Here is a 25157-nt window from a genome sequence, read left to right on the forward strand (position 1 = left end):
TGCCTTGCCATCAAGCGCGCGGGCAGGCATGACGCGTTTAACGTGTAAAACGAATGATAAGGCAGGACGGGAGGTCGGATGACTCGGCGCAAGTTCGTGGCGGGAAACTGGAAAATGAACGGGTCGCGTGCGGCGCTCGCCGAACTGGACGCGATCGCCGCCGCGGCAGAGGCAGCGCCGGGTGTGGACGTGGCGGTTGCCGTACCCTTCACGCTGATCGCGGGCGCGGCGGAACGGGTGCCCAGCCTGTCGATCGGCGCCGAGGACGTGCACGAGGCGGACAGCGGCGCCCATACCGGTTGCGTCTCGGCGGGCATGGTCGCTGAGGCCGGCGCGCGCTTCACCATCGTCGGCCATAGCGAGCGCCGGGCGGACCAGGGCGAAACCAGCCATGACGCCTGGGCGAAGGCGGCGGCGGCGCGGCGTGCGGGACTGCACGTCATCTCCTGCTGCGGCGAGACCGAGGCCGAGCGCGACGCCGACCGCGCTGAGCGCGTGGTGCAGGCGCAGATCGAGAAATCGGTGCCCGACAATGCCGATGGCAGCTGGTTTACGCTCGCCTACGAGCCGCGCTGGGCGATCGGCACCGGCCGCACGCCGACGCTGGACCAAATCGCTGCGATCCATTCGATCGCCCGCGCCAAGCTGCGCCAGCTGGTCGGCGACGCGGCGGACGGGATCCGCATCCTGTACGGCGGATCGGTGACGGGCGATAATGCCGCGACGATCCTCGCCTGCGAAAATGTCGACGGTGCGCTGGTGGGCGGCGCGAGCCTGACCGCGGCGAAGTTCGTGCCGATCATCGAGGCGGCGGCGACGCTGTAACGCCCGACTGAGGCTGCCAGTCAGCGTTGCGAAAGGCGCCATGCGACATCATCTGTCGCATGGTGACGACCTATGGCCCTTCGCAATACGGCGCTTCACGGCGCGAGCGGATTGGTGCGGCGCTCCTGACCGGGGGCGTCGTGGCGGCATTGGGCTATGCATTGGTGATGGGGCTGGCCTTTCGTGGAGCGCCGCAGGCGGTGCAGCAGGCGTTGGCGACCTTTACCGTCATGCCCGATCCGCCGCCGCCCGAACGCGTGGTGCCGCCGCCCAAGAAGATCAACCGGCCAAGCGGCAAGGCCTCTCCGCCCAATCTGCGCTCCAAGGCGACCGAAGTGACCGCGCCGGTGCCGGTCATCCAGGTTGCGCCACCGCCCCCGGTCATCGTCGCGCCGCTTCCCAATATCGGTGTGCAGGCGACCTCCGGCGCGTCGGACAAGCCGGGCCCGGGCACGGGCGCCGGCGGGATTGGCAACGGCAATGGCGCGGGCGGCGACGGCGATGGCGACGGCAGCGGCTGGGAACGCGTACCGCGGCTGATCAACGGGCGAATCAAGGGATCGGACATTCCCGATTCGATCCTCGACACCGGCTTTCGCGGCGTGGTGAGCGTCCGCTACCGGGTCGAGACCAATGGCCACGTCACCAATTGCCGGATCGCGCAGTCGAGCGGCAATGCGCTGATGGATCAGGCGACGTGCCGGGCGATCGAGAAGCGTTTCCGCTACGATCCGTGGCGCGATGCGGCGGGCAAGCCCGTGGCGTCGACCGTGTTGCGCGACCAGCAATGGGATATCGACCCGCCCGCGACCGACCGGTGATGCGTTGACAATGCGCGCCCCGCAGCGCAGCTAGACGACGGACACCGCTCCATCACTCGGCATGCGCACCGCCGCCGCTGCCCGACAGGATGATTTGCGATGGATGAGCCGGTCACGTTCGGGCGCGCGGCGCCGACGATCTGCGTGCGCGATATGCAAGCAGCCCTGCGCTTTTATGGCGGCGTGCTGGGTTTCACGACCGTCTTCGAAAACGGCGATCCGGTGGGCTTTGCGGTGCTGAAGAAGGATGCCGCGGAAATTCACCTGACCCGCAAGGCCGATCATGCGGCGTCGACCGCCAACGTCATGCACCTGTTTGTCGATGATGCCGATGCGCTGTATCGCTGGCTGGAGGGGCAGGGCGTGCGGATCATCAAGCGACTGGCGGACAAGGCGTATGGCCAGCGGGCTTTCGTCTTCGCCGATCCCGACGGGAACCGGATCGATGTGGGCGAGCGGATGTAGGCTGACCTGACTGCCTAGCCCCCCAGCGTCATCCCGGCGGAGGCGGGGATGACGATCGTGACGGCATCAGGTGCGCGGATAGCGCGCCTTCAGCACAGCGTAACAGGCGCGCAGAGCATAGGCCTCGCCGCCCTTCGGTCGGCCGGGCTTGGCGCTGGGGCGCCAGGCGAAGACGTCCATATGCGCCCAGGCGACATCCTGCGGCACGAAGCGGCGGAGGAACAGCGCGGCGGTGACGGCACCGGCGAAGCCGCCGTCGGGCGCGTTGACCATGTCGGCGATGTCCGACTTCAACATGTCGTCATACGCACTCCACAGCGGCATGCGCCACAGCGGATCGCTGAGCGCATCGCCGGCGGCCAGGATATCGCGCGCCAGATCCTCGTCGTCGGTGAACAGCGGCGGCAAATCGGGGCCGAGGGCGACGCGGGCCGCGCCGGTCAGCGTCGCGAAGTCGAGGATGAGTTCGGGCTTTCCTTCGCCTGCCTTGGTCAGCGCATCGCCCAGGATCAGGCGTCCCTCGGCGTCGGTATTGGTGTTCTCGACCGTCAGCCCCGCGCGGCTGCGCAGCACGTCGCCGGGGCGGAAGGCGTTGCCGGCGATCGCATTTTCCACCGCCGGGATCAGCAGGTGGAGCCGCACCGGCAGCCGTGCCGCCATGACGAGGCTCGCCAGCGCCAGCGCATGCGCCGCGCCACCCATATCCTTCTTCATCAGCCGCATGCCGGCGGACGGCTTGATATCGAGACCGCCGGTGTCGAACACCACGCCCTTCCCGACCAATGCGATGCGCGGATGGGTGGGGTCGCCCCATTCCAACTCGATCAGGCGCGGATGGCGTTCCTTTACCGCGGCCTGCCCGACCGCGTGGATCATCGGATAGTCGGCGGCAAGCGTGTCGCCGCGCGTGACGGTCAGCGCCGCATGATGCTCGCGCGCCAGCTTCTCCGCGGCCATTTCCAGCTCGGCCGGCCCCAAATCGCCGGCGCCGGTGTTGACGAGGTCGCGGACCAGGGCGGTCGCGGCGGCGATGCGCAGCACCTCCTCGATCCCCGCCGCGTCGCGGGTCAGCAGGATTCGGGGCCCGGTGTCGTCGGGGCGGCGGTAGCGATCAAAGCGATATTGGCCGAGCACCCAGCCGAGCGCCGCCGGGCCGATCTCGCCCGCGACGCGATAGGTGCCCGCGGGCAGCGTTTCGGCAAGCTTGGCCAGCGACCACGGGTCGGCGGCACAGACGATGGCGATGCCATGCACGTCCTCGTCGACGAACACCGCCGCGCTGCCCGCCTTGCCGGTGAAGCGTTGCGCGGCGAGCGCGGTGCGCACCCGCTGCGGCTGGCCACCCAGCCACGCGTCATAGGCATCGGGAGCGATCAGGTCGATCGTGCGGGCGGCCTGGCCACGGTCGGGCTGCAGCAGGGTATCGGGCATGTCAGTTGGCCGGGAACACGAGGAATTGTTCGTAGCGCTGCGCGCCATCGGGTTCCGCAAAGGTCGCGATCGACAGCTTCCGGTCGGGATAGGTCACGGTATAGCGCCGCTGGACGAAGCCGCCGCGCAAGCGCTTGGGTCCGGCGAGTTCGAAGCTGGTCGGCGCGCCCAACGGCGCGAGGCTGCTCTTATAGTCGGCGAGCACCTGCGGCGTGAAATAATAGGACGCATTAGGCGTCAGCTTCGATCGGTCGAGCGTGCCGGACCGCAGCGAATCGAACAGCGCACGGGCCTGCGCTGTCTTCTGGACTTCCGCCGCATCCGCCGTTGCGGGCAGCACGACCTTCGCGATGCCATTGGCGATGGTGACGAAGGCGTCGCCGAAATCGGCATTGGTCAGTACGACCACCGCCGCTTTCTGTTCGGGGAAGACGATGTTTTCGGATAGGAAGCCGACCGCCTCGCCGCTATGCTCGACATAGGGCACGCCCGCCCGCTTGCCGAGGCTGACGCCCAGGCCGTAATTGGTCGTGCTGCCGTCGTTGAGCAGCACCGGCTTTTCCTGCGCGGCCCAGTCGGCGGCGGGCAGCAGGCTGCGATCCATGCGCGCGACGTCCCATTTCGCGAGATCGGCGGCGCTCATCGACAGCTCACCCGCGGCAAACAGCCAGCCCTCCGCGGGTGGCGGCGCGGCGCGGACCGGGCCCAAAGCGTTGCGGTGATAGCCGACGGGAAAACCCTTGCCGACCGCCTTGTCCTGATCGATCGCCTTGATCCCCAGGGGCGCGAAGATGCGGCGTTGCAGGAACGTCATCAGCGGCTCGCCCGCCGCCTTTTCGGCGATCATGCCGGCGACGACATAGCCGGTGTTCGAATATTGCCACTGCGTGCCCGGCGCAAAATCGAGCGGCTTCTTCGCCCAGCGATCGACGATCGCCTGCGGCGTCGTCGGCTTTTCCATCGCGGCGAAGCTATAGTCCTGCGGCCAGTAATCCTGCAGGCCCGAGGTGTGGCTGAGCAACTGGCGGATGGTGATTTTATCGCCGCCGCTGATGCCGGGCAGCCATTTGGCGACGGTATCGTCCATCGACACTTTGCCGTCATCGGCAAGCAGCAGCAGCGCCGCGGCGGTGAACTGTTTCGAGATCGACGCGATCTGATACGGCGCGTCGGTGTGAGCGGGCACGCCCTTCGCCTGCTCGCCATAGGCCTTGACCAGCACGATCTTGCCGCCCCGCACGATCGCAACCTGCGCGGACGGCGTGGCGGTGGCGGCGAGGCCATCGGCGACGACCTTGTCGACCGCAGCGAGTTCGGTGGGGGAGAGCGCCTGCGCCTGCACCGCTGCGGGAGCGATGGCGAGCGCACAGGCTGCGGCGAATGTCGGGAGCTTCATCGCGCCTAGCTGCCACATTGGCCGCGATGGGCGAAAGTGAAATCGACGTCAGCGTTTCGGCCACGCCCATTGCGGGCCGAAGCGATCCTGCGTGCGCGTTTCGCCCAATTCCTTTTCCAGCGCGATGTCGCCGACGTCGCCGCTGGCGCGCAACGCATCGAGCAAAGCGCTGCTGTGGGAGACAACGATGATCTGGCAGGAGCGGGCGGTGGCGGTGAGGAGCCGGGCGAGCGGCAGCAGCAAAGAGGGGTGGAGGTTCGCCTCAGGCTCGTTCAGCACCATCAGTTCGGGCGGACGAGGCGACAGTAACGCTGCGACCAGCAGGACGTACCGCAGGGTGCCATCGGATAATTCGCGTGCGTCGAGCGCCCGAAGCATACACGGCTGGCGCAGGCCAAACGACGGACGAACGCCCTCGCCACCGATAAGCGTGATCGTCGACCCGGGAAAGGCGTCGTCAATCGCGGCTGCCAATGCCTCCCCATCGCCAAAGAATTGGATGGTCGCGATCGCGGCAACGAGGTCCGATCCATCGCCCGCCATGACGGGCGTGTAGGTGACGATCTGCGGCCGTCTAACCGGCGCGTCCATATCCGTGCGCAGGCTGTCGTAGAAGCGCCAGTTGCGCATGCGCTCACGCATCAGCAGCAACTCCAGGCCATCGACGGGATCGGCCGCGTGCGTGACCATCGATTCGAAGCCTGACAGGTCGATGGGGCTTCGCCGCCATTCGCCGGTGTCGGCCGTGCGCAGGTTGACGACGCGCCCTCGACGCTCGGCGAAGGCATTGGCGCGGCCGAGCCTTTCGCCCGTCCACATCGCCTCTACCTTGATCTCAGGATCGCCCGCGAAGCCGGTGCCTGGGATCGGCGGCCCAATATCGATCGCATAACCGAAGTCGGGACCGGAGAAACCCAGCCTGAGGCTGACCGGTCCGGTCCGCACCGTTCCCTGCACAGGCACGCGCCCGGCGCGCATGTCGCGGCTGATCGTCTCTGGACCAGCCCATAACACCGACGCCAGTCCGCCGTCCTGGGCGAGCGAGGCGATGAGCCGGCCCTGCGCTACGTCGGCCAGCAGACGCAACGCGCGCTACAGGCTGGATTTGCCCGAACCATTCGGTCCGGTGACGATCGTTAGCGGCGACAGCTCCAGCGTAAGGTCGCGGATCGAACGATAGCCGCCGATCGCGAGCCGCGTCATCATCGCCGTCGTCTCCCGCCGCAGACCGATGATCCTTGCAGGGGAACGCTGCGACGTCCAGCGCGGACCGCTAAGTGCTTACGCCGGCACGCCGTACAGGTCGTGTTCGTCGGCGTCCTCGATCGTTACCGGCACGATATCGCCGACCGACAGATGGGCGGCGTCGCGCAGGAAGACCTGGCCGTCGATTTCGGGCGCATCGGCCTGGCTGCGGCCTGTCGCGCCTTCCTCGCCGACCTCGTCGATGATGACGGGCAGGGTGCGGCCGACCTTGGCGGCGAGCTTTGCGGCGCTGATCGCGGCGGTCTTTTCCATGATCCGCTGATAGCGCTCTTCCTTGACCTCCTCCGGCACCGGATCGGGCAGCGCATTGGCGGCGGCACCCTCGACCGGCTCGAAGCGGAACGCGCCGACGCGGTCGAGCTGCGCCTCGTCCAGCCAGTCGAGCAGATACTGGAAATCGGCCTCGGTCTCGCCGGGGAAGCCGACGACGAAGGTCGATCGGATCGCGATGTCCGGACAGATTTCGCGCCACTGGTGGATGCGCTGCAACACCTTGGCGTCGTTGCCCGGGCGCTTCATCGCCTTCAGCACCGACGGCGCGGCATGCTGGAACGGGATGTCGAGATAGGGGAGCACGAGCCCCTCCGCCATGAGCGGAATGACCTGATCGACATGGGGGTAGGGGTAGACATAGTGCAGCCGTACCCAGGGCGCGATCTGGCCGAGCTCGCGCGCGAGATCGGTCATGTGCGGCACGACCTCGCGCCCCTTCCACATCCGCGGTTCCTTACGGATGTCGATGCCGTAGGCGCTGGTGTCCTGGCTGATGACCAGCAATTCGCGCGTCCCGGCGGCGACCAGTTTCTCCGCCTCGCGCAGGATCGCGTCGGGGCGGCGGCTGACGAGGTCGCCGCGCAGCGACGGGATGATGCAGAAGGAGCAGCGGTGGTTGCAGCCTTCCGAAATCTTCAGATAGCTGTAGTGGCGCGGCGTCAGCTTCAGGCCGGCGTCGGGGATGAGGTCGATATAGGGCGACAGGTTTGCGGGCGCGGCCTCATGTACCGCCTCGACCACCTGTTCGTATTGATGCGCGCCGGTGACGGCGAGCACCTGCGGGAAGCGGGCGCGGATGACCTCCGCCTCTTTCCCCATGCAGCCCGTCACGATCACGCGGCCGTTTTCCGCGATCGCTTCGCCGATCGCCTCCAGGCTTTCTTCCTTGGCGGAATCGAGGAAGCCGCAGGTGTTGACCAGTACGACGTCGGCGCCGGCATAATCGGCGGACATCTGATAGCCGTCGGCGCGCAGCTGGGTGAGGATGCGTTCGCTGTCGACCAGATTCTTGGGACAGCCAAGCGACACCATGCCGACGCGCGGCGGAGAAGGAAGACGAGTTGCCATGAGAGCGCGCCACATAGTCGATTTCGCGCGCTTTTGCCAGATGGTGCGGCAGGGGCGACCGTTCGTCGCATCCAAGGCCGATGCCGCTCGACAGCCTGCCGCGCAGCCGCCACATCGAACCAACGGGAGTGATCGTGCATGCTGGCAATAGGATTGATGTCCGGGACGTCGCTCGACGGGATCGACGCGGCGCTGATCGATACGGACGGCGAGGGAGAGGTGCGGGCGCTGGCCTTTCGCGGCGAGCCCTATTCGGATGCGGCGCGCGAACAGCTAGCCGCGGCGACCGCGCTGGCGCTGACCTTCGATCGGCCGCGCGCCTCGCCCGATATCGTCGCGGCGGGCGAGCTGATCGACCGGACGCATGCCTTTGCCGTCCACAAGCTGCTGCGCGATGCCGGCGTGGCGGCGGCGGACGTGGCGGTGATCGGCTATCACGGGCAGACCGTCGCACACCGGCCCGATCGCGGCTGGACGTGGCAGATCGGCGACGGCGCGGTGCTGGCGCGCGCCACCGGCATCGCGGTGGTCAGCGACTTGCGCAGCGCCGACGTGGCGGCGGGCGGGCAGGGGGCGCCGCTGCTCCCCATCTATCATGCCGCGCTGACGGCCGGGCTGGAGCGGCCGGTCGCGGTGCTCAACCTCGGCGGCGTCGGCAATGTCACCTTCGTCGGCGCGAATGGTGATCTGGTCGCCTTCGATACCGGGCCGGCGAACGGCCTGATCGACAGCTGGGTCGAAGCGGAAACCGGCGCGCGTTACGACGCCGATGGTGCGCTTGCCGCGTCGGGGCGTGTGGACGAGGCGGTGCTGACCGCGATGCTCGACCATCCCTATTTCGCCGCGCCATCGCCCAAGAGCCTCGATCGCAACGATTTCACCATTCAGCCGGCGCGCGGCCTGTCGGCGGCGGACGGGGCGGCGACGCTGACCGCCTTTACCGCCGCGACCGTGGCCGAGGCTCTGGACCAGCTGCCCGCTCGGCCGAAGCGCCTGATCGTCGCGGGCGGTGGCCGTCACAACCCGACGCTGCTGCGTATGATCGGCGAGCGCACCGGCATCGCACCGGAAGCCAGCGATACGCTCGGCTGGGATGGCGACGCGATGGAGGCGGAGGGCTTCGCCTATATGGCGGTGCGGACGCTGAAGGGCCTGCCGATCAGCTTTCCCGGCACGACCGGCGTGCCACATCCGCTGCCGGGCGGCCGTATCGACCGGCCCTGACGCTTATGCCCGGCCGTAGTGATCGATAGTCCGCCGGCCGCTCCTGGCGTTCGCCGTCAGGAAAGCGGCCATGCCGATCAGCTTATGGCGCAGGCAGAACATATAGAATGCCCGAATGCTCTTATGCGCACGGACGGGGCGTAGCAGGTCGAGACGAAGCGACCCGACGTCCTGCAAGAGGTAGCGCAGCACCCGCCGGTCTTTGAACAGGAATTTGGCGTAGAGCGCGCCGTCCCCGACGCTATACCCGGCGAGCAGGGCGCGTTCCTCGGCGGCGAGCCGGCGTCCGTGGTGATGGTCGACGACGAAATGAGGCTCGTAGCGCAGCGCAATCCCCGCCGCCTGCGCGCGCAGCAAATAGTCGGTATCCTCCGCCGCGCGAAACGGCGCGCCCGCCCCGAACCGCTCGTCGAAGGCGCCGACCCGGTGCAGCACATCGCGCGTCATCGCCAGATTGGCGCCCATCACGAACCCGCCCGGAAACCGATCGGGCGTCGCGACCATCGGATGGTCTTCCAGCTTGATCGTAATCGGCAGGTCCTCGGGATCGCCGGGCAGGATGCGCCCGCCGACGATCGCCGATCCCTCCAGCGCCGCGAAACAGCGGGCGAGCGCGATGAAATAGTCGGCGTGGAGACGGCAGTCGTCGTCGGTCATCGCGATGATCGCGCCCCGCACGGCGGCGAGGCCGGCGTTTCGCGCGCGCGCCAGGCCGGGCCGATCGCTGTGGAGCAGGCGGACGGGAAAGGACTGTTGCACCTGCCATGCTGCCAGCCGATCGGCCGTGGCATCGGTCGAGCCGTTGTCGACGATGACCACTTCGATCGCAGGCGCGCCCTCCTGCGCGGCGGCGTGGGTGATCGAGGCGAGCAGGCGAGGCAGCGCATCGGCGCGGTTGCGCGTGCAGACGAGCAGGCTGATCGCCGGGATGGCGGTCATGCCGCGACGGATCGCGGCGGCGATGGCAGCGCGCGGAGCAGGCGCGGGCTGTCGCGGGTCCATGTCGCGACGTAGCGGCCGATCTTGCCGTAATCATTGTCGAAGACGATGTGGGGGATATCCAGCAGCAGCGCGAGGATATGTCCGTGGAGGCGATCGGTGGCGATCGTCTGCCCCCGCGACAGCAGGCGCAGGCCGCGCGCGACACGCGCCGTGGCGAGGGCCGCGTGGTCGCCGGACAGGCCGTCGTCGTCCTCAAGCCAGTCGCAGACGAATGTGCCCGCTGGCAGCGCCGGGGTGCTATCGACGCGCTCCTTGTCCGTGCGCATCAGCGCCAGCACCGGCACGTCCGGCTCCCGGCGCGCCTGCCCCCCGAGCGCGAAAGCGGAGTCAGGGGCGAGCGCCGCGACTGTCCCGACCATTTGTTGTGCGATGGCGAGGCTGGCGGTGTCGCGCGCATAGAGCGTCAGCTGCGGATGCCGTGCTGCGATGCCCGCAAACCGCGCCGCTGCCGACGCGTCGCGGAAGTGGATCGACTGCGGCAGCTGCACCACGGTCCGGTCGCGCAACCGCTCGAGCACGGTTTCGCGCATCTGCTGGTGATGCGGCCAGATGTCGCCCAGATTACCGCCACCGTGCAGGAAGACGATGCCGTCCGGGCAGGCCGTGCGCAGCGCCTGTTCGTCGAAATCGTGCCACGTGCAGACATAGTCCGGATCGCGTCCGGTGATGCCGCGCAGCATCACCAATTCGCCCAGCCAGATCGCGCTGTCGCCGACATTGGCGTGATCGGGAAAGTCGAGCAGCGCATAGCGGCTGCCCAGCGTCAGGTGCCGGCGATACAGGGTGTCGAGCGCGGTCCGCTGCGCCGGTACGACGTCGCTCATGCCGCCAGCCTGACGTCGCCGGCGATCACCGTACGGTAGAGCGTCTCGCACCGGTCGAGCCAGCGATCGTGCGTGAACAGCCGCTGCACGCGCTCACGCGGCACGTTGGGCGGGATCGTCATGGCCTCGCGCATCGCCGTGGCCAGCGTGGCGACATCGCCCGGGGCCGCGAACCGCCCCGCTTCGCCGACGACCTCGCGTGCCGCGCCCATGTCGAATGCGGCGACCGGCAGGCCGCACGCCATCGCCTCTGCCGCCACCAGTCCGAACGGCTCGTCCCAACAGGGGGTGAAGACGAACAGCGATGCGCGGCCGAGTTCTACCGCCAGTTCCTCGGCGTTGCGATGCCCGGCATAGACGACTTCGTCGCCGAGCAGCGGGGCGACCTCTGCGGCATAATAATCGGGATCCTCGATCCCGCCGAACAGCGTCAGGCGGATCCCGGCGGCCCGTGCGGCCTGCGCGGCAAGATGCGGTCCCTTGTTGGGCGTGATGCGCCCGCACCACACTGCCTCGCCATTGCCCTGCGGGCGATACGGCCAGCGATCGATGTCGATGCCGTTGTGCAGCACCGATACCTTCGCCGGTGCGCCATTCGGCCACCAGGCCTCACGCTGCCGCGCCGAGGTGACGGTCAGGTGATGGCGCGGCGATGGGCTTTGCTGCACGAACCAGTGCAGCGCGTCATAGGGCGGCACGTGCAGCGATGTGACCGTCGGCACCGCCTCGGTCCGCCGGTGTTCGAGTGGAAAGCGGTGCAGGCTATTGTTGTGGACGACATCGAACCCGCCCGCCGCGATCCGGTCGCACGCCGCGGCGTAGCCCGCGTCGAGGTGCGCGATCAGCGGTGCCGAGCCGCGATGCTCTGCCCAGGGGAAGGTGCGCTCGTAATGTTCGGCCAGTACGGGATCGATCGCAAAGCGCGGATCGCTGTCGCCCGAGGCAAACAGGACGACGTCATGCCCGCGGCTTTGCAGCCCGGCGGCGAGGTGCCAGCAATGCGCCTCCATGCCGCCCGCGAACGGCTGTGCGATACGCTGGCGGACATGCGCGAGGATGGCGATCCTCACGCGGCGACCGCCTCCGGCGCGCGGGCGGCGGCGGCCTCCAGTTCGCGCAGCACGCGTGCGGTATTGGCATAGGGCTGGTGGCTCTGCTGGCCGGTCAGCGCGCGGTCGCCGTCATGGGCTTCGCGCAGGATGCGGATCGGCCGGCCGGGCGTGTCGTCGATCAGCCCCATCAGGCGGAATGCGTGCAGCCAGTGGCCCATCGTTCGATAGCCCCACTTCGCCTCGAACAGCTGCGCGTTACGGACGACGCTGTCGATATGGTGGACCGGCGGCATGTGGTGCGGGTGATATTGGTGATAGGCGAGCCCGCCCTTGATCCAGGCGATCTTAACGTTCGCCTGATCTAGCGTCTTGCCGAAATCGGTATCCTCGCCGCCATAGCCGACATAGCGTTCGTCGAAGCCGCCGACGCGCAGGAAGGTCTCCCGGCGCATCGCGAAGTTGAGCGACCAGAAGCAGCGATAGTCGGCACAGACCTCCAGCCCCTCCGCCGGCGGTCCGCGGCGGTCCGAGTGCCGTTCGGCGACCGCGGCGAAGCCGGGATAGGACCAGTCGCCCGCGGTTGCGCCGCCGGGCAGATACATCACCTCGCCCATCAGCAGGCCGTCGAACGTGGCGGCGAAGCCGGCATAATCGGCAACCAGCTCCGGCGTCGGGATACAATCCATGTCGAGGAAGACGAGCACCTCGCCCTGCGCCGCGCCCGCCGCGACGTTGCGTGCCATCGCCAGCGGCAGCGCATCGGCATCGATCCGGATCTGCCGGATGGGGAGGGGTGCGTCGGGCAGATCGTAGAGCGTGTCCTGCATCACCGCGACGATCAGCTCGGCCGGGCGCATCGTCTGCTGCGATAGACCGCGCACGACGTTGACGAGGTGATCGGGGCGGCCCTTCGCCAGGGTCACGACGGAGACGGAGGTCATAGGGTGCGGGGCTCCAGGGAGAGGGAAGGGGTGGCAATGAGCGGCGTCCACAACCGGTCGGCGAGCGCTTCGAGCCAGAGGGCGGCGCGGTCGGCGGGCGTGTCGTCGATCATCGCGCGCTGGCGGTCGGGGCGGTGGTCGCGCAGCGTGTCGGCCAGTGCCGCCGTCCAGCCATGCGCCGACGAGGGCAGATGCGGCCGGATGGTCGCGACGCCGGCCGCCGCGAGTGCGTCGGCCTTGCGATGCTGTTCGTCGAAATAGCGCCATTCGGGCACGGCCAGCCATGGCCGGCCCGAGGCGAGGATCTGCTGGCAGGTGGTGTTGCCGGTCGATGCGATGACGAGGTCCGCCGCGGCGATATGGTCGGCGGCATCGTCCACCCAGCCGCGATGTTCGACGTTAGCGGGCTCGGTCGCATGCCAGTCGCGCTGGACCTTGCCGATCGTGATCCAGCGCGCGGCGGGACGCGCGCGCGCGCCGACGCCGATCGGCGCCTGTGCGAAACCATCGCCACCGCCGCCTGACAGGACGAGGATCATCTCCTCGTCCGCGCCGATGCCGATCCGCTGCCGTGCGACCTCGCGCTCGGGCACGCGCACGTCGACGCCGAGCCCGCCGGCGAAACAGGTCCGCGCGCGCAACGACGCGTCCCAGTCCGGCTGCGCAAGATCGGCGTGGAAGGGCGCGAGCAAGCCCGCCGCTCCGTCATAGGCGGCGCGGTGGCCCGCATCGCCGCGGTCGCCATGTTGCAGGACCTTGACGTGCGGCACCGAACAGATGCGCGACAGCTGCGCAATCTCTGCCGAGACGTCGCAGATCATCAACGCCGGATCGGCGGCATCGAACCACCCCGCCAGCACCGCCATCGCACGGCGGATGCCGGGCCAGCCGAGCGGCGCGCAGTGCAACGTCTGCGGCGTCGGCACCCAGTCCATCGTCGTCGCCTCGTCTCCCGTGGCTTCGAACAGCGAGGGCAGGCGGACGATATCGACCTGCGGGGGCAGCGCGGCAAAGATGTCGTCGCGCGCGCAGAAGATCGTCATCGGTCGCGTCGGTGGCAGCGCGTTCGCGATCGCGGCGCAGCGTTCGGCATGGCCGCGGCCCTGATGATGCACGAAATAGCCGAAGGGGCGCATCATGCCGCCACCGATACGGGCAGGTCGGCCGGACATGCATCTGCCAGACCCAATGTCGCCAACCCTTCCAGCACGCCGCCCGCATGATGGCGCCGCACGCGCAGCAGGCCCGGGCGTGGCGACAGATGGTCCAACTCGCACCCCGCATTGCCGACGACGATCGCATGACCGCAGGCGGCCAACATGTCGGCGTCGTTGCCGCTGTCCCCCGCCGCGATGCAGTCCGCGAGCGTCAGTCCGCGCCGGGCGGCATAGGCGGCGATCGCCTGCGCCTTGCCGCCGGTGGGCGCGAGCACGTCGATCAGGCGGCCATGCGAGAAGATGACGCGTGCCGCCAGCCCCGCGGCCGACAGTGCCGCGCGGATGCGGCCGGCGTCGGCAGCATCGCCGTAGAAACTGATCTTGTGCGGCCCTGCCGTTGCGGCCGGTTGCGCCGTCACGCCCAGCGGCGCGAGCGTCGCGGATACGGCGTCGCGATCCCATTCCGCGTCCAGCGTGCGCGCATAGTCGGCACAGGCGCGCCAGCCGCCGGTTCCGTCGGGCAGCATCAACCGGGTACCGACATCGACGATGAACGCATCGGGCTGCGGCAGGCGCCAGCGCTTCAGGATCATCCGCGCCGCATCGAAGCCGCGGCCGGTTGCAATGATGAAGGGTAAGGGGCTCGCGGCCCGCCACGCCGCGAAGGCACGCGCACCCTCGACGCAGCCGGTCAGCGTATTGTCGATGTCGCAGGCGAGCAGGCGGGGCGATGCCAGCTCGCTGTATAGCGCGCGGGTCGCGGCCGCATAACGATGCCAGCAATACAGATCGGCATGAGCGCGGGCTGCGGTGGCGAAGGCGTGATGGCGGGCAGGATCGCCGACGATTGCCCGGATCGCCGCACCGATCGCGGCCGTATCCTCCGGATCGATCAATAGGCCATGGCCGATCGTTGCGACGATATCGGCCGGACCGCCGTTGCGCGTCGCGACCACCGGCACGCCCGCCGCCGCCGCCTCGACCAGCGTCAGGCCGAAGGGCTCGTGCAGCGCGGGATTGACGAACACGCCGCCGCGCGCGGCTCGCGCGTACAGCGCCGCGACGTCATCGGCGTCGTGCTGTGGCGGCAAGGCAATGCGGCCGCGCATGCCCGGCCGATCAGCGATCGCCTGCAATTCGGCGAGCGATGCCCGCTCGTCGGCCGAGGCATAGGCATGCTGCCCGGCCAAAATGACGAGGTTCGCCTGCGCTTGTAGCGCGGGATCGTCGGCATAGGCACGCGCGAGCGCGGCCAGGTTCTTCTTCGCGACGGGCCGCGCGATGGCGAGGATGATCGGCAGGTCCGGCGTCTCGAACCAATCGTCCAGCCGGTCGGCGAGCGTATGGGGCCCGGGCACGCAGTCGCGGCGTGGTACGCCCGGGGCGACGACCGTCACCCGGTCGCCGAGCGCGACGCCATACCCGCCGACCTGACGCGCCGCCTCTTCCTCGGTCGAGACCACGATCGCAGAGGCACCTTCGATCGCGGCGCGTTCGGCGGCAATACGGGCGTCGAGGCCGGGGCACTCCAGGCGCTGCATCCGCTTGTCGATGCCGAGCGCATGCGGCGTGTACACGAAGGGGATACCGAACCGGCGCTGTGCCGCCATCGCGACGGCGGCGGCGTCTGCAAAATGCGCATGGATGACATCCGGGCGCCGCTCTTCCCGCTCCAGCATCGCGCAGAACGCCTCGGTGAAGGCGGCGAGGTCGGCGCCGAGCGCCTCCTTTTCCAGATAGCGATGGTCCGCGGTCGCGATCCGGCGGATCGTCACTTTCTGCGAGACGGTTTCTTCGACCTGTGCGTGGATCGGATCGAGCCGTTCATCGGTAAAGAGGCGTGTGACGATCGTGACCGCCTCGACGTCGGACCGCACTGCCTGATGGCATGCCGCATCGAGCACATAGGCGATATGGCCGCCCGTATCTGCCGTCACGCCGAAATTGACGGGCGGCGCCTTCAGACAACCGCCGAGCGCCAAATGTACGATGATCACGAGCGCCCCTTTTCGCTTTATCGGGGCTCAACGACAGTTTGATCGATTTGTATCCAACGCAAATCAGGAAGATAGGTAGTTATCGGAACCAAAATTTCGTTCCGTCGGCGATCAACATTTCATATAAATCTGCATCAATACGATTCGGGGCTTTTGGCGTATTATTGCATCCGCCAAATATTGATCCATTATTGTCTTATTGCCGGGCTTCCGGCTCGACAAACGGGTTGGTTAACAAAAGTCGCACAGAAATGGCCCGAGCTTGGCGTTCTTGCGTCACCGTCTCGACAGGCGGTCATGGACGAACCGCGTCATGTCGCGCGCAGCCTCCCTGTCCTCGGGCGATCCGCCGAAGCCGCCATGGGGCATGGCTTCGAACACGTGGAGGTCCGCAGGGACCCCCGCCGACAAGAGCCGGCGGTGCATGCGCACGGTGTTGGACAGGAACAGATCGCGGGTGCCCGTCAGAAGAAACGTCGGGGGGAAGTTCGCCACGTCACCGAACAACGGCGACAGGAGGGAATCGCTCAGATCGGCGCCGCCCGCATACAGTCGATTGCTGGACATCAGCGACGTCGGCAGCATTGCGTCCAGCCCGGCGTTGGTCGCGAAGCTGTCGCCGCTTTCCGTCAGATCCACCTGCGGCGACAGCAACACCAATCCGGCCGGCAACGGCAGGCCCTCTGCCTTTGCGCGCAACAGCATCGCGGCGGCGAGATTGCCACCCGCAGAGCGGCCGCCGACAACGATCCGTTCCGCCGGGTACAGTCGAAGCGCAGCGCGATAGGCTGCCAAGCCATCGTCGAGGCCCGCCGGAAAGGGGTGTTCGGGCGGCAGGCGATAGTCGATGCTCCAGATGCGCAAGCCCAGTTGATCGGCCAGCGTCCGCGCGCCATGCCGGCAGGCCTCGCCACCGCCGAACACCAGCGCGCCGCCGTGCAGGTCGATATACAGGGCATCCTCTGCGATCGGCGTAGCGGGGGTGGCAACATGGACGAGCGCACCGTCGCACCGGATCGTCTCGACAGTGGCGGTGGGCGCCTCCGAGGCCGCGGCCAGCATGCGCGCATATTGGGCATCGACCGACGCCTTGACCGCCTGCCACCCCGCCTCGTCGTCATGGTCAGGCATGGTGAATCGCGCGTTGATCGGCACGCCTTCGGTGTCGATCAGTCGCTCCAGCGCCGCCCGCGCCTCGCCGCTAATCGAGCTGGGCGAGGGAATGTCTCGCGGCGTCAGCCGGATCGAACGTGGGTGTGTTGTCATGGGGCGGTCCAGCGGTTTCGGCCCCACCGGTCGGTCCGGCCACGGGCGGGTATAGGGGCGTCTGAACGTCCTTCCGGCCCGTGTCGAGGGCTGGGATCGGAAGCCGCTTAATCTCGGCTCAGCCCTGCCGGTCTCGCATCGAGCTATCGGTCGCCGGTGGATGGGCGACCTGCTCCGATGCCGATGAGGGGCACCCGACGTCGGGCGGGCCGGACATCACCCGGTCCGCAGCGTCAGCCCCACCCAAACGGTCCGCGGCGTGGCGCGCTCGACGATCGCGTTGCCGCTGATCCCCGTTTCGACCCGCGCATCGAAGACGTTCTCCGCCCGCAGCTCCACCCCAAGCGTGCGGGTCAGCGGCAAGGCGGCATAGCCGTCCAGCGTCGTCGCCGGCGCGAGCGAGCGGCTGTTCTGGTCGTCCTCGAACTGGCGGGCGGCATGCCGCAGCGTCGTCGAGACCGCCGCGCCGCCCTTGCGCCAGCCGAGCGTGGCGGACGTCAGGTCGCGCGGCGTCTGCGCCGGCCGCAGTCCGTCGAGTGCGGCCGCGGCACCGCTGGCGACGACGCGGGGATCGACATGTGACCAGGATGCCTGGGCGAACACGGGCCCGCTCTGCCAGCGGGCGTCGAGCTCCAACCCGGTCGAGCGGATCGCATCCAGATTGCGGCGGACGCGGTAGATGCCGTTCGCGGCGACGAAGCCGACGCCGGGGAAGGTGCCGGGCCCGCGTCCCGCGGTGACGTTGGCGATCGCCCCGTCCAGCCGGTTCCAGAACAAGGTCGCGGTGAACGAGACGCCAGCGCCGGGCGCCAGCGTGACACCGCCGTCGATCCCGCTCAACCGCTCGGGCTCCAGCGCGGCATCGGCGGCGACCGCATCGGCGCCGACACGGAACGGCCGGTACAGCTCGTTGAGCGTCGGCAGGCGCCAACCGCGATAGGCTGAGGCGCGCAGCGTCACCGGCGCGACCGGCGTGACGGCAATACCGGCCCGCCCGGTCCATTCCGTCCCCCGCCGCTCCGGGAAGATGGCGTTGGTCAGCGGCACCCCAGTAACGATCACCGCCTCGCGCAGGGCGCCGTCCGTCAGTCGCCAGCGATCCACCCGCCCGCCGAGTGTCAGCGTCGCAGGGCCGGCGGTCAGGCTCGCGTCGGTAAACAGGCCATAGGTCAGCGCGGTGCCGCCCGCTACGCGCCGCCGCGTGGGGAGGGCGTTGGCATAGGTGTACAGCTCTTGCGTCTGCCCGGAGACGCGTCGCACGTCGGCGCCGAGGCGCAGATCGCGGCCCTCGCCGACCGAGGGCTTCAATTCGATCCGGCCGCCGGTGCCGGTAGCGGGCGTGTTATATTGGTCCAGCGTCTGGGTCGCAGTCGTCCGGGTGGCATCGACGCTGGCGAATTGCGACGCGAAGGCGCGGGTCTGGAGATAGGCGAGCGCGGACCAGCCCCAGTCGCCGCGCCCGATCAGGCGGACGCTGGCGTCGGCGCCCTGGCTACGGTTGCGGGTGAAGGCCGTGCCGCGTTCGCGCGTATCGGTGAAGCCCGACAGGTTGGTCTGCAATTCGGTCTGTCCGCCAAGCGCGACCACCGCGCGCGCCGCGGCAGAAAACTGCTCGAACGGTGCAGCACGATCAGCGGAGCCGCGGCTTTCGGCGACGGTGGGCACGAAGCCGTCGCCACGATCATAGGCCGCCGACACAGTGGCGAAGCCGCCGTCACGCCGCAGCAGTCCCGATGCGGCAGCGGACAGCGACCGGCGGCTGCCGTACGCGACGTCTGCGGCAAGCGCGGGCTGGTCGGCGGGATCGGCGCTGGCGATTTCGATCGTGCCGGCGAGCGCGCCGGGTCCGAAATAGCCGCTGCCGCCGCCGCGCGTGACGCGGATCAGGCCAATGCGATCGGTGGCGTAGGCGGGGAAGGGCACCCAGCCGCCGAACGGGTCCGCCTGCGGCACCCCATCCAGGACCAACAGCGCGCGGCTGGACGCGTTACCGCCGATGCCACGCAGCGACAGACCCTGGCTGGTCGGATTGGCCGAACGCGAATCGGAGCGTCGGAACTGCTGGAGCCCCGCGACGTCGGCAAGCACCGTTTCCAGTCGGCCGCTGGCGCTCTCGCGGATGCGCGCCGCGTCGATCGCGACGACGTCTGCGGTGCGATCTCCCGGTCTGGCGGGCAGGCCGCGGCCGATCACGACGATGTCCGGCGCGGGAGAGACGTCCGCGGCGGGACGCTCCTGCGCCGCCGCGGGAAGGGCAGAGACGCCGCACAGCAACAGGGCGATGGCTCGAACGGTCATAACGGCTCCGGATAGGGGGTGATCGGCACCAGCGGGCGGCCCGGGTCGCGCCAGCCATCGACACCTTCGGCGAACCAGCGCATCCGCCTATAGCCCGCCCGGCGCAAACGCCACGCCGCATTCCAGCTCATCCAGCAATCCGCGAGACAGAAGACGGTCGCCGAGCTGCGTGGCGCCGGCGGGCGCCGCAGCGCAGGAACCAGCGTTCGATGGCGGCATCAATCGCCCCACGCCCCGCTTCAGGAAACCAGGCGGCACCCGCGATGCCGCGCTGGTCGCGGGTGAGTTACCAGCGACCGTCCGCCGTAAGTATCGCGCCCTCGGCGGGCATCGACCAGTGCGGCGAACGCGGCGGCATAGATGCGCGCGACTCAGGAAGGGGGGGCGGAACATCTCAGTTACAATCGGCCATGGTGCTCGAGCAGGCGCTGGCGTCTCGCCTGTCGCTGCCAAAGGTCAGGAACGGCCTCTAATGAGGTGTGCCGGGGACGTCGTCGCCAGTGCGGGTGTGATCGCACGCGGGAACGAAGACGGCTCGCACCCGCCCGACGGCGTTATCGTTCGGGGGAGAGACTTCCCCGCGCTCGTGCCGTGGCCAATGCCGCGTGGACGCACTTGGGATGAGGCTGGATTTGCAAGGCACAACGCCGCGCGGATGCGATCAAATCGCGTCACGCGCGGCGCCGATGGCGTCAGGTGCCGAAATGCACGATCCCGGTCAGCCCCCACACGCGGGGTTTGGCGTAGACGCCGGCAACCGTCCCGTCGAACAGCGTGTTGTCATATCCGTAGACGCGGTAGCGCTCGGAAAACAGGTTGTTGACGAACACAGCGATTTCCCAGCGGTTCGCCGGGCCGGCAAAGCCGATGCGCGCATTGGCCACCGTGTAGGCGCGCTCGCGCTCGACCGGCGCGCACAGCACCGTGAAGCAGAAGCTGCTCGAATGCTGCGCATCCGCCTGAAGCGAGGCGGTGCCGCCCGCGACCGCGAATTCGTAGCGGGCCAGCAGATTGCCGGAAAAGCTCGGCGCCTGCGGCAGGCGATGATCTTCCACGGTGACCAGATCGGGCAGTTCGACGTTGCGGACCTTCGTGTCGAGGAACGACGCATTGGCTTGCAGCGTCAGGCCACGGATCGGGCGCGTCGCGAATTCAACCTCCAGGCCCGCCGATTTTGCTGGAAGGTTCACGACCGTCTGTACCGTCGAATACTGCGCGAAGGCCTGGTAGTTCTGATAATCGTAATAGAAGGCGGACAGGTTCAGCGTCGTGCCCGGCGCAAGCCGCGTCTTGGCACCGACTTCCCAGGCGTTGAGCGTTTCGGGTCGATAGTTGATGCCGTTCAGCGTAGCCGCTTCCGATCCGGGGAAGGGCGTGCCGGTCGAGAAGGTGAAGCCGCCGCTCTTCGATCCGCGGTTATAGCTCGCATACAGCAACACGTGATCGGTGGGCTTGTAGTTGATCAGCGCACGCGCGGTGACCCCGTCGAACACGGGGGTCGCATCGGCCGGCGTCGCGATAATGCCGGTCCGCGGCTGGATCACGCCGAACGAGCCATAAGCGACCTGGCGCGGGTTGAAGATGATCGACACGCCCGTGCTGGGCTCCGACCCGAAATAGCGGCCGGTCTTGCGATCGTTCCAATAGCGCAGGCCGCCGACCAGCGTCACGCGGTCGGCAACCTTCCATTCGTCCTGCACGAAGAAGGCGAACGACCGCGTGTTCTGTGAAAAGGCGACCGTGGGATCGTAGCCGTAGAAGAGCGAGGCGTATTTGCCGGTATAATTGCCGTCGATCGACATGGCGAAGGCACCGGCCGTCAACTGGTTGGCGCCAAGATCCGCCTGAAGGCGGACTTCCTGCGACCATTGGTCGATCCGTGACCCTTGCGTGAAATAGACGCCGCTGGCGGGTGATGAGTCGCCGTCTTCCGTATAGAATTTGTTGCCGTGCTGGTAATCGGTAATCGACACCAGCGTCACCGCGTCGGACACGCGTGCCTGGATCTTCAGGTCCGCGCCGAAGACCTTGCGGTCGACATAGCTGGGATCGGTCGCCGCGGTGCTGTACGGATCGCCGCCGCGCTCGGGATTGATCGCGTCGTTGCGATAGCCGGCGCCCGTTTCGCCCGGGCCGGTCCCCCAATAGGCACAACTGCGATCGGGGGCCAGCACTTCGCCTTGCAGTCGGGCATTGGGACAGCTGGCCACCAGCGAATACAGGCCGGCCTGCCGCTCCTTGTCGGCGCGCATATAGCGGAGCGTCAGCGTCGATTCGATATCCGCGGTTGGCTGCCACGCCACAATGCCGCGCAGGGCCCAGTGATTGTTGGCCCCCCGCGCGGGCTGGCCCGGGTTGATGTTGCGGATGTAGCCCTGGTCCCGGTTGCGAGTGCCCGCGACACGGACCTGCAGATTGTCGGTTAGAGGACCCGACACGGCGCCTTCGGTGATGATCTGCCCATAGCTTCCGACCGTGACGGAGCCGTAGCCGTCCAGCTGGCGGGTCGGCTGGTTCGAGATGAATTGCACCGCGCCGCCGGTCGCGTTGCGGCCGAACAGCGTCCCCTGCGGCCCACGCAGCACCTCGACCCGCGCAAGGTCGAAGGTGGGGAAGCTGGCGAGGTTGATCGAGCTGGAATAGCTGTCGTCCTGATAGACGGCGACGGGCGGTTCCTGCTGGTCGCCATAGTCGTTCTGCGACACGCCACGAATATTGAACACCACCTGCGAACTGGAATAGGCGTTCATCTTGAGTTCGGGGACCGCCCGCGTCAGATCCGTCGCGGTCTGCACGTTCATGTCGCGCAGCGAATCCGCGGTCATCACCGATACGGCGATACCAACATCCTGCAATTTCTGTTCACGACGTTGGGCCGTCACGACGATGTCGTCGGAGTCCTTGGAGTTTTCCTTGTCCTGCGCGGCAGCGACCGGGGACCATGCCAGGATAGCGCATGTTGTAACCGTAGAGAGCAGCAGACGGCGAAGATCGCCCGAACGGTGTTCGCGATACATGGAATGACCCCCTTTTGTTGTGGCGGGCATCACGATTGGGGAAAGGTCAACCGTGACACCGGCACGTCGATACTTCGCCTCTCCCCGATCCTTATGGACGACTATCCTGCGACGATGCGGCGGAACGGCTTGAATGGAATCGACAGCATTGCCGTACAGATGCGACACATAAGCTGGGCTTATCAGCGGAGGATCGCGGGGCGGGCTGATATCGTGCAGACCATCTTACGAGGTGGCCGAGCAGCAGGCAAATTTACTCTCGTGACATCCGTTCGGAGATGGCATGACGTCATTGCGGGGCAAAGAGTTTAGAGGCCTCTTGCTATTGAAAAGGATCAGAAAAAGCCGTTGATCTCCTGCTGCCGAGCAATCGCAACCCAACTCTATTTATCGGGACGGAGCGGCGTATCGAGGCCCAGGGTTTTTCCGCCATCGCGGTGTCGCTTCCAAGGGCGGCATACCTCCGTGCCACTGTCTCTCGCGTCGATAAAAGCGCTTTCCGTCAGGGTCTTGCGGTGTTCGAAAGGTAGCACCCGTGGGGCGGATCGCCCACACTCAGCGAACCCACTTTAAAGGGTGATCCTCGTCTACACCCCGCCATCAGCTTAGTTGTTGAATAACCAATCAATTGATTTGCGGGTTGAACAGCCGGCGAGGCGTCATCCACATCCAACGTACGTGGCTACCGTTGAAGGAGGTATCACGCCCTCTAATGCTACCCATGTAAGCTGCTGATCACTCGTTCAACGCGACAAGCTGCCTTGCAATAATTTCGTCACCGGCGAAGATTTGAATGCCGAATCCGGCCGTACTGAACCTTTTTGGGAGCAGGTGCGGAATGCGAAATGCCGTTGCGTACCGTCTGCGGCGAGTCAGGCGGAATAGTCATCAGTCCACAGCCGGCACCGCGCCGGACCCCGCGACATCGAGGGCGGTCGGACGGCGGAGCCATGTCGGCTCGGCCCGCCGGTGCCCTCGCGTGCGGCCATGGGCGGGCAATGTCGCAAGCGGAGGCGGTGACGGGTGATGTTGGTCGGGTGATGGAGGGGTGCCGTCGGCGCGTGACGCGCCGATCGCACGCATCCCGTCCGTACAGAATTGAGGGGGCGGCGGAATGGCGGACGAGGTGATGATCGCAAAGCCGTGCGACGGTAGTGCCGCTCCCCAGCGCCCCGTACGCACGCCACCATCTTCCACGCTGCTTCGCACGCTAGACTGGCGGGGGGCATTCTGGGCGATCAGCGGCGTTCCGGCCGGGGTGTTGCTGACGATGGGCGGGGTCTCCACCGTGGTCGGCCAGGCATCCTGGGCGGTCTGGATCGTCTCGGTCCTGATCGGCTTCCTGCAATGCTTCGTCTATGCAGAGATCGCGGGGCTGTATCCCGACAAGTCCGGCGGCGCGTCGGTCTATGGTGCGGCGGCCTGGATCAAATACAGCAAATTCGTCGCGCCGGTGTCCGTCTGGTGCAACTGGCTGGCGTGGTCGCCGGTGCTCGCGCTGGGCACGGGGCTGGCCGCCGGCTACGTCGTCACCAGCCTGTTCCCGGCGGATGCGGCGATCAATACGTGGCACCTGACGCTGCTCGATCTGAGCAGCATCAAGCCCGGACTGACATTGCGCATCAACACGGTCGCGATCATCGCCGCTGCGTTTTTGCTCATGACCTTCCTGCTGCAGCATCAGGGTGCCGCCCGCGCCGCCGGCACGCAAAAGGTGCTGGCGCTCGTCTGCCTGTGTCCGCTCGTGCTGGTCGGGCTGGTGCCGATCGTCACGGGCGATCTGCCATCCGACCATCTGTTCCCGCTGCTCCCGATCGTGCGCGATGCGGCGGGCCATGTCGGCTTCGGCAGCTGGAATGCCGCCGGATTGACGGTGCTGGCGGCGGGCCTTTTCGGTGCCGGCTGGTCGACCTACGGGTTCGAGGGCGCTGTTTGCTATGTCCGCGAGTTCAAGGATCCCGCCCGCGACACCTACAAGGCGATCATCTCGGCGGGGGTGCTGTGTCTGGCGATCTTCACGCTCGTCCCACTCGCGTTTCAGGCATCGCTGGGGCTCAGCGGCATGACGAACCCCGCAATCTACGACGGAACGGGCGTGGCGCTCGCGCTGGCGAGCATCGTCAAGGGCGGGGTGATCGTCACCAACCTGTTCATCGTGATCTTCATTCTGGCGCTGTTGCTGATCGTCATGTCGTCGATGATGGGATCGTCGCGCACATTGTATCAGGCGTCGGTCGATGGCTGGCTGCCGCGATATCTTTCGCGCGTGAACCGTCATGGCGCGCCCACCGCGGCGATGTGGACCGATCTGGCCTTCAACCTGATCCTGCTGATGATGTCGGACTATTTCATGGTCCTGATGCTCTCTAACGTCTGCTACATGATCTTCATCTTCCTGAACCTGCAGGCGGGCTGGATCCATCGCATCGACCGGCCGCACTGGCCGCGTCCGTTCCGCGCGCCGACCTGGCTGTTGGGCGTGGGGGCCGCCTTGGGCTTCTTCAATCTGGTGCTGCTCGGCGCGGGGGCGGAGGTGTGGGGCCCCGGCACCTTGCGCAACGGTCTGCTCGCCGCTGCGCTGATCCTGCCGGTGTTCGTGTTCCGACACTATATTCAGGACGGCGGCCGCTTTCCGACGCCATCCCAACCCGATCACGCGCGGATGGACGATCGGCCGCGCGCTGGAATCCTGCCCTTCGCCGCGCTGGCGCTGGCGGCGGTAGTGATCGCGGTGTCGCATCATTTTTCCGTGTTGCCGCGGTGAAACGCGCCATCCGTCCTTTGAAGGTCAGGCTGCCATTTGCCATGGGTCAAGTCCCATATTGACTGGGCGT

General features: G+C 67.5%; 20 protein-coding genes. 5 read left to right on the forward strand and 15 right to left on the reverse strand.

Going from position 1 to position 25157, the window contains the following annotated elements:
* Window positions 1-78 precede the first annotated feature (78 nt).
* From tpiA to ACGVWT_RS00880, 3 genes are all read left to right on the forward strand, one after another.
* Window positions 79-825 (forward strand): triose-phosphate isomerase, encoded by a 747-nt coding sequence (tpiA, locus tag ACGVWT_RS00870; protein ID WP_116462224.1) that lies wholly within the window; start codon window positions 79-81, stop codon window positions 823-825.
* A 59-nt stretch (window positions 826-884) separates the two neighbouring features.
* The gene (locus tag ACGVWT_RS00875) at window positions 885-1646 is read left to right on the forward strand and encodes an energy transducer TonB (protein ID WP_315462186.1); all 762 of its coding nucleotides are present in this window, start codon (window positions 885-887) and stop codon (window positions 1644-1646) included.
* A 99-nt stretch (window positions 1647-1745) separates the two neighbouring features.
* Entirely contained in the window at window positions 1746-2111 is a 366-nt protein-coding gene (locus ACGVWT_RS00880; RefSeq protein WP_315462185.1) for a glyoxalase superfamily protein, read from the forward strand.
* A gap of 66 nt (window positions 2112-2177) precedes the next feature.
* Here ACGVWT_RS00880 and ACGVWT_RS00885 read toward each other — a convergent pair whose 3' ends face one another.
* From ACGVWT_RS00885 to rimO, 5 genes are all read right to left on the reverse strand, one after another.
* The gene (locus ACGVWT_RS00885) at window positions 2178-3542 is read right to left on the reverse strand and encodes a M17 family metallopeptidase (protein WP_315462184.1); all 1365 of its coding nucleotides are present in this window, start codon (window positions 3540-3542) and stop codon (window positions 2178-2180) included.
* A gap of 1 nt (window position 3543) precedes the next feature.
* Window positions 3544-4956, reverse strand: coding sequence for a serine hydrolase (locus ACGVWT_RS00890; RefSeq protein ID WP_394425092.1), 1413 nt, complete (start codon window positions 4954-4956; stop codon window positions 3544-3546).
* A 30-nt stretch (window positions 4957-4986) separates the two neighbouring features.
* Entirely contained in the window at window positions 4987-6024 is a 1038-nt protein-coding gene (locus tag ACGVWT_RS00895; protein WP_315462182.1) for an AAA family ATPase, read from the reverse strand.
* Window positions 6025-6030: 6 nt separating this feature from the next.
* Window positions 6031-6144 (reverse strand): ATP-binding protein, encoded by a 114-nt coding sequence (locus ACGVWT_RS00900; protein WP_315462181.1) that lies wholly within the window; start codon window positions 6142-6144, stop codon window positions 6031-6033.
* Between the two features lie 75 nt (window positions 6145-6219).
* Window positions 6220-7545 (reverse strand): 30S ribosomal protein S12 methylthiotransferase RimO, encoded by a 1326-nt coding sequence (gene rimO / locus ACGVWT_RS00905; RefSeq protein WP_315462180.1) that lies wholly within the window; start codon window positions 7543-7545, stop codon window positions 6220-6222.
* Between the two features lie 138 nt (window positions 7546-7683).
* Here rimO and ACGVWT_RS00910 point away from each other — a divergent pair, with 138 nt between their 5' ends.
* Window positions 7684-8769 carry an anhydro-N-acetylmuramic acid kinase gene (locus ACGVWT_RS00910; protein WP_315462179.1) on the forward strand — a complete coding sequence of 362 codons (1086 nt, stop codon included), beginning with the start codon at window positions 7684-7686 and terminating at the stop codon, window positions 8767-8769.
* Window positions 8770-8772: 3 nt separating this feature from the next.
* Here ACGVWT_RS00910 and ACGVWT_RS00915 read toward each other — a convergent pair whose 3' ends face one another.
* The 10 genes from ACGVWT_RS00915 to ACGVWT_RS00960 form a co-directional block, all read right to left on the reverse strand.
* On the reverse strand, window positions 8773-9708 hold the full coding sequence (locus tag ACGVWT_RS00915) for a glycosyltransferase family 2 protein (RefSeq protein WP_315462178.1): 936 nt from the start codon (window positions 9706-9708) through the stop codon (window positions 8773-8775).
* On the reverse strand, window positions 9705-10595 hold the full coding sequence (locus ACGVWT_RS00920; RefSeq protein ID WP_315462177.1) for a polysaccharide pyruvyl transferase family protein: 891 nt from the start codon (window positions 10593-10595) through the stop codon (window positions 9705-9707). Before ACGVWT_RS00920 ends, ACGVWT_RS00915 begins: the two co-directional genes overlap by 4 nt.
* Window positions 10592-11665 carry a glycosyltransferase gene (locus ACGVWT_RS00925; protein ID WP_315462176.1) on the reverse strand — a complete coding sequence of 358 codons (1074 nt, stop codon included), beginning with the start codon at window positions 11663-11665 and terminating at the stop codon, window positions 10592-10594. The genes ACGVWT_RS00920 and ACGVWT_RS00925 overlap by 4 nt, the downstream gene beginning before the upstream one ends.
* Window positions 11662-12588 (reverse strand): galactosyltransferase-related protein, encoded by a 927-nt coding sequence (locus ACGVWT_RS00930; protein WP_315462175.1) that lies wholly within the window; start codon window positions 12586-12588, stop codon window positions 11662-11664. The genes ACGVWT_RS00925 and ACGVWT_RS00930 overlap by 4 nt, the downstream gene beginning before the upstream one ends.
* The gene (locus tag ACGVWT_RS00935) at window positions 12585-13727 is read right to left on the reverse strand and encodes a glycosyltransferase (RefSeq protein ID WP_315471924.1); all 1143 of its coding nucleotides are present in this window, start codon (window positions 13725-13727) and stop codon (window positions 12585-12587) included. The genes ACGVWT_RS00930 and ACGVWT_RS00935 overlap by 4 nt, the downstream gene beginning before the upstream one ends.
* Window positions 13724-15742, reverse strand: a complete 2019-nt coding sequence (locus ACGVWT_RS00940) for an HAD family hydrolase (RefSeq protein WP_315462173.1) — start codon at window positions 15740-15742, stop codon at window positions 13724-13726. The genes ACGVWT_RS00935 and ACGVWT_RS00940 overlap by 4 nt, the downstream gene beginning before the upstream one ends.
* A 276-nt stretch (window positions 15743-16018) precedes the next feature.
* Window positions 16019-17008 carry an alpha/beta hydrolase gene (locus ACGVWT_RS00945; RefSeq protein WP_315462172.1) on the reverse strand — a complete coding sequence of 330 codons (990 nt, stop codon included), beginning with the start codon at window positions 17006-17008 and terminating at the stop codon, window positions 16019-16021.
* Window positions 17009-17224: 216 nt separating this feature from the next.
* A complete protein-coding gene (locus ACGVWT_RS00950) occupies window positions 17225-19306 on the reverse strand; it encodes a TonB-dependent receptor (RefSeq protein ID WP_315462171.1) in 2082 nt (693 codons plus the stop codon).
* Entirely contained in the window at window positions 19303-19437 is a 135-nt protein-coding gene (locus tag ACGVWT_RS00955; protein ID WP_315462170.1) for a hypothetical protein, read from the reverse strand. The genes ACGVWT_RS00950 and ACGVWT_RS00955 overlap by 4 nt, the downstream gene beginning before the upstream one ends.
* Window positions 19438-19998: 561 nt before the next feature.
* Window positions 19999-22323 carry a TonB-dependent receptor gene (locus tag ACGVWT_RS00960; protein WP_394425100.1) on the reverse strand — a complete coding sequence of 775 codons (2325 nt, stop codon included), beginning with the start codon at window positions 22321-22323 and terminating at the stop codon, window positions 19999-20001.
* Between the two features lie 1114 nt (window positions 22324-23437).
* Between ACGVWT_RS00960 and ACGVWT_RS00965 the strand changes: the two genes are divergently transcribed.
* Window positions 23438-25087 carry an APC family permease gene (locus tag ACGVWT_RS00965; RefSeq protein WP_315462167.1) on the forward strand — a complete coding sequence of 550 codons (1650 nt, stop codon included), beginning with the start codon at window positions 23438-23440 and terminating at the stop codon, window positions 25085-25087.
* The last annotated feature ends 70 nt before the right edge of the window (window positions 25088-25157 follow it).

This window comes from Sphingomonas sp. S6, from assembly GCF_043498045.1.
GTDB lineage: Bacteria > Pseudomonadota > Alphaproteobacteria > Sphingomonadales > Sphingomonadaceae > Sphingomonas.

What these genes read in the sequence shown, in the direction of transcription:
- tpiA (WP_116462224.1), top strand. Translation starts at nt 79, where the DNA reads ATGACTCGGCGCAAGTTCGTGGCGGGAAACTGGAAAATGAACGGGTCG.
- ACGVWT_RS00875 (WP_315462186.1), top strand. Translation starts at nt 885, where the DNA reads ATGGTGACGACCTATGGCCCTTCGCAATACGGCGCTTCACGGCGCGAG.
- ACGVWT_RS00880 (WP_315462185.1), top strand. Translation starts at nt 1,746, where the DNA reads ATGGATGAGCCGGTCACGTTCGGGCGCGCGGCGCCGACGATCTGCGTG.
- ACGVWT_RS00885 (WP_315462184.1), bottom strand. Translation starts at nt 3,542, where the DNA reads ATGCCCGATACCCTGCTGCAGCCCGACCGTGGCCAGGCCGCCCGCACG.
- ACGVWT_RS00890 (WP_394425092.1), bottom strand. Translation starts at nt 4,956, where the DNA reads ATGTGGCAGCTAGGCGCGATGAAGCTCCCGACATTCGCCGCAGCCTGT.
- ACGVWT_RS00900 (WP_315462181.1), bottom strand. Translation starts at nt 6,144, where the DNA reads ATGATGACGCGGCTCGCGATCGGCGGCTATCGTTCGATCCGCGACCTT.
- rimO (WP_315462180.1), bottom strand. Translation starts at nt 7,545, where the DNA reads ATGGCAACTCGTCTTCCTTCTCCGCCGCGCGTCGGCATGGTGTCGCTT.
- ACGVWT_RS00910 (WP_315462179.1), top strand. Translation starts at nt 7,684, where the DNA reads ATGCTGGCAATAGGATTGATGTCCGGGACGTCGCTCGACGGGATCGAC.
- ACGVWT_RS00915 (WP_315462178.1), bottom strand. Translation starts at nt 9,708, where the DNA reads ATGACCGCCATCCCGGCGATCAGCCTGCTCGTCTGCACGCGCAACCGC.
- ACGVWT_RS00920 (WP_315462177.1), bottom strand. Translation starts at nt 10,595, where the DNA reads ATGAGCGACGTCGTACCGGCGCAGCGGACCGCGCTCGACACCCTGTAT.
- ACGVWT_RS00930 (WP_315462175.1), bottom strand. Translation starts at nt 12,588, where the DNA reads ATGACCTCCGTCTCCGTCGTGACCCTGGCGAAGGGCCGCCCCGATCAC.
- ACGVWT_RS00935 (WP_315471924.1), bottom strand. Translation starts at nt 13,727, where the DNA reads ATGATGCGCCCCTTCGGCTATTTCGTGCATCATCAGGGCCGCGGCCAT.
- ACGVWT_RS00945 (WP_315462172.1), bottom strand. Translation starts at nt 17,008, where the DNA reads ATGACAACACACCCACGTTCGATCCGGCTGACGCCGCGAGACATTCCC.
- ACGVWT_RS00950 (WP_315462171.1), bottom strand. Translation starts at nt 19,306, where the DNA reads ATGACCGTTCGAGCCATCGCCCTGTTGCTGTGCGGCGTCTCTGCCCTT.
- ACGVWT_RS00955 (WP_315462170.1), bottom strand. Translation starts at nt 19,437, where the DNA reads ATGAGCTGGAATGCGGCGTGGCGTTTGCGCCGGGCGGGCTATAGGCGG.
- ACGVWT_RS00960 (WP_394425100.1), bottom strand. Translation starts at nt 22,323, where the DNA reads ATGTATCGCGAACACCGTTCGGGCGATCTTCGCCGTCTGCTGCTCTCT.
- ACGVWT_RS00965 (WP_315462167.1), top strand. Translation starts at nt 23,438, where the DNA reads ATGGCGGACGAGGTGATGATCGCAAAGCCGTGCGACGGTAGTGCCGCT.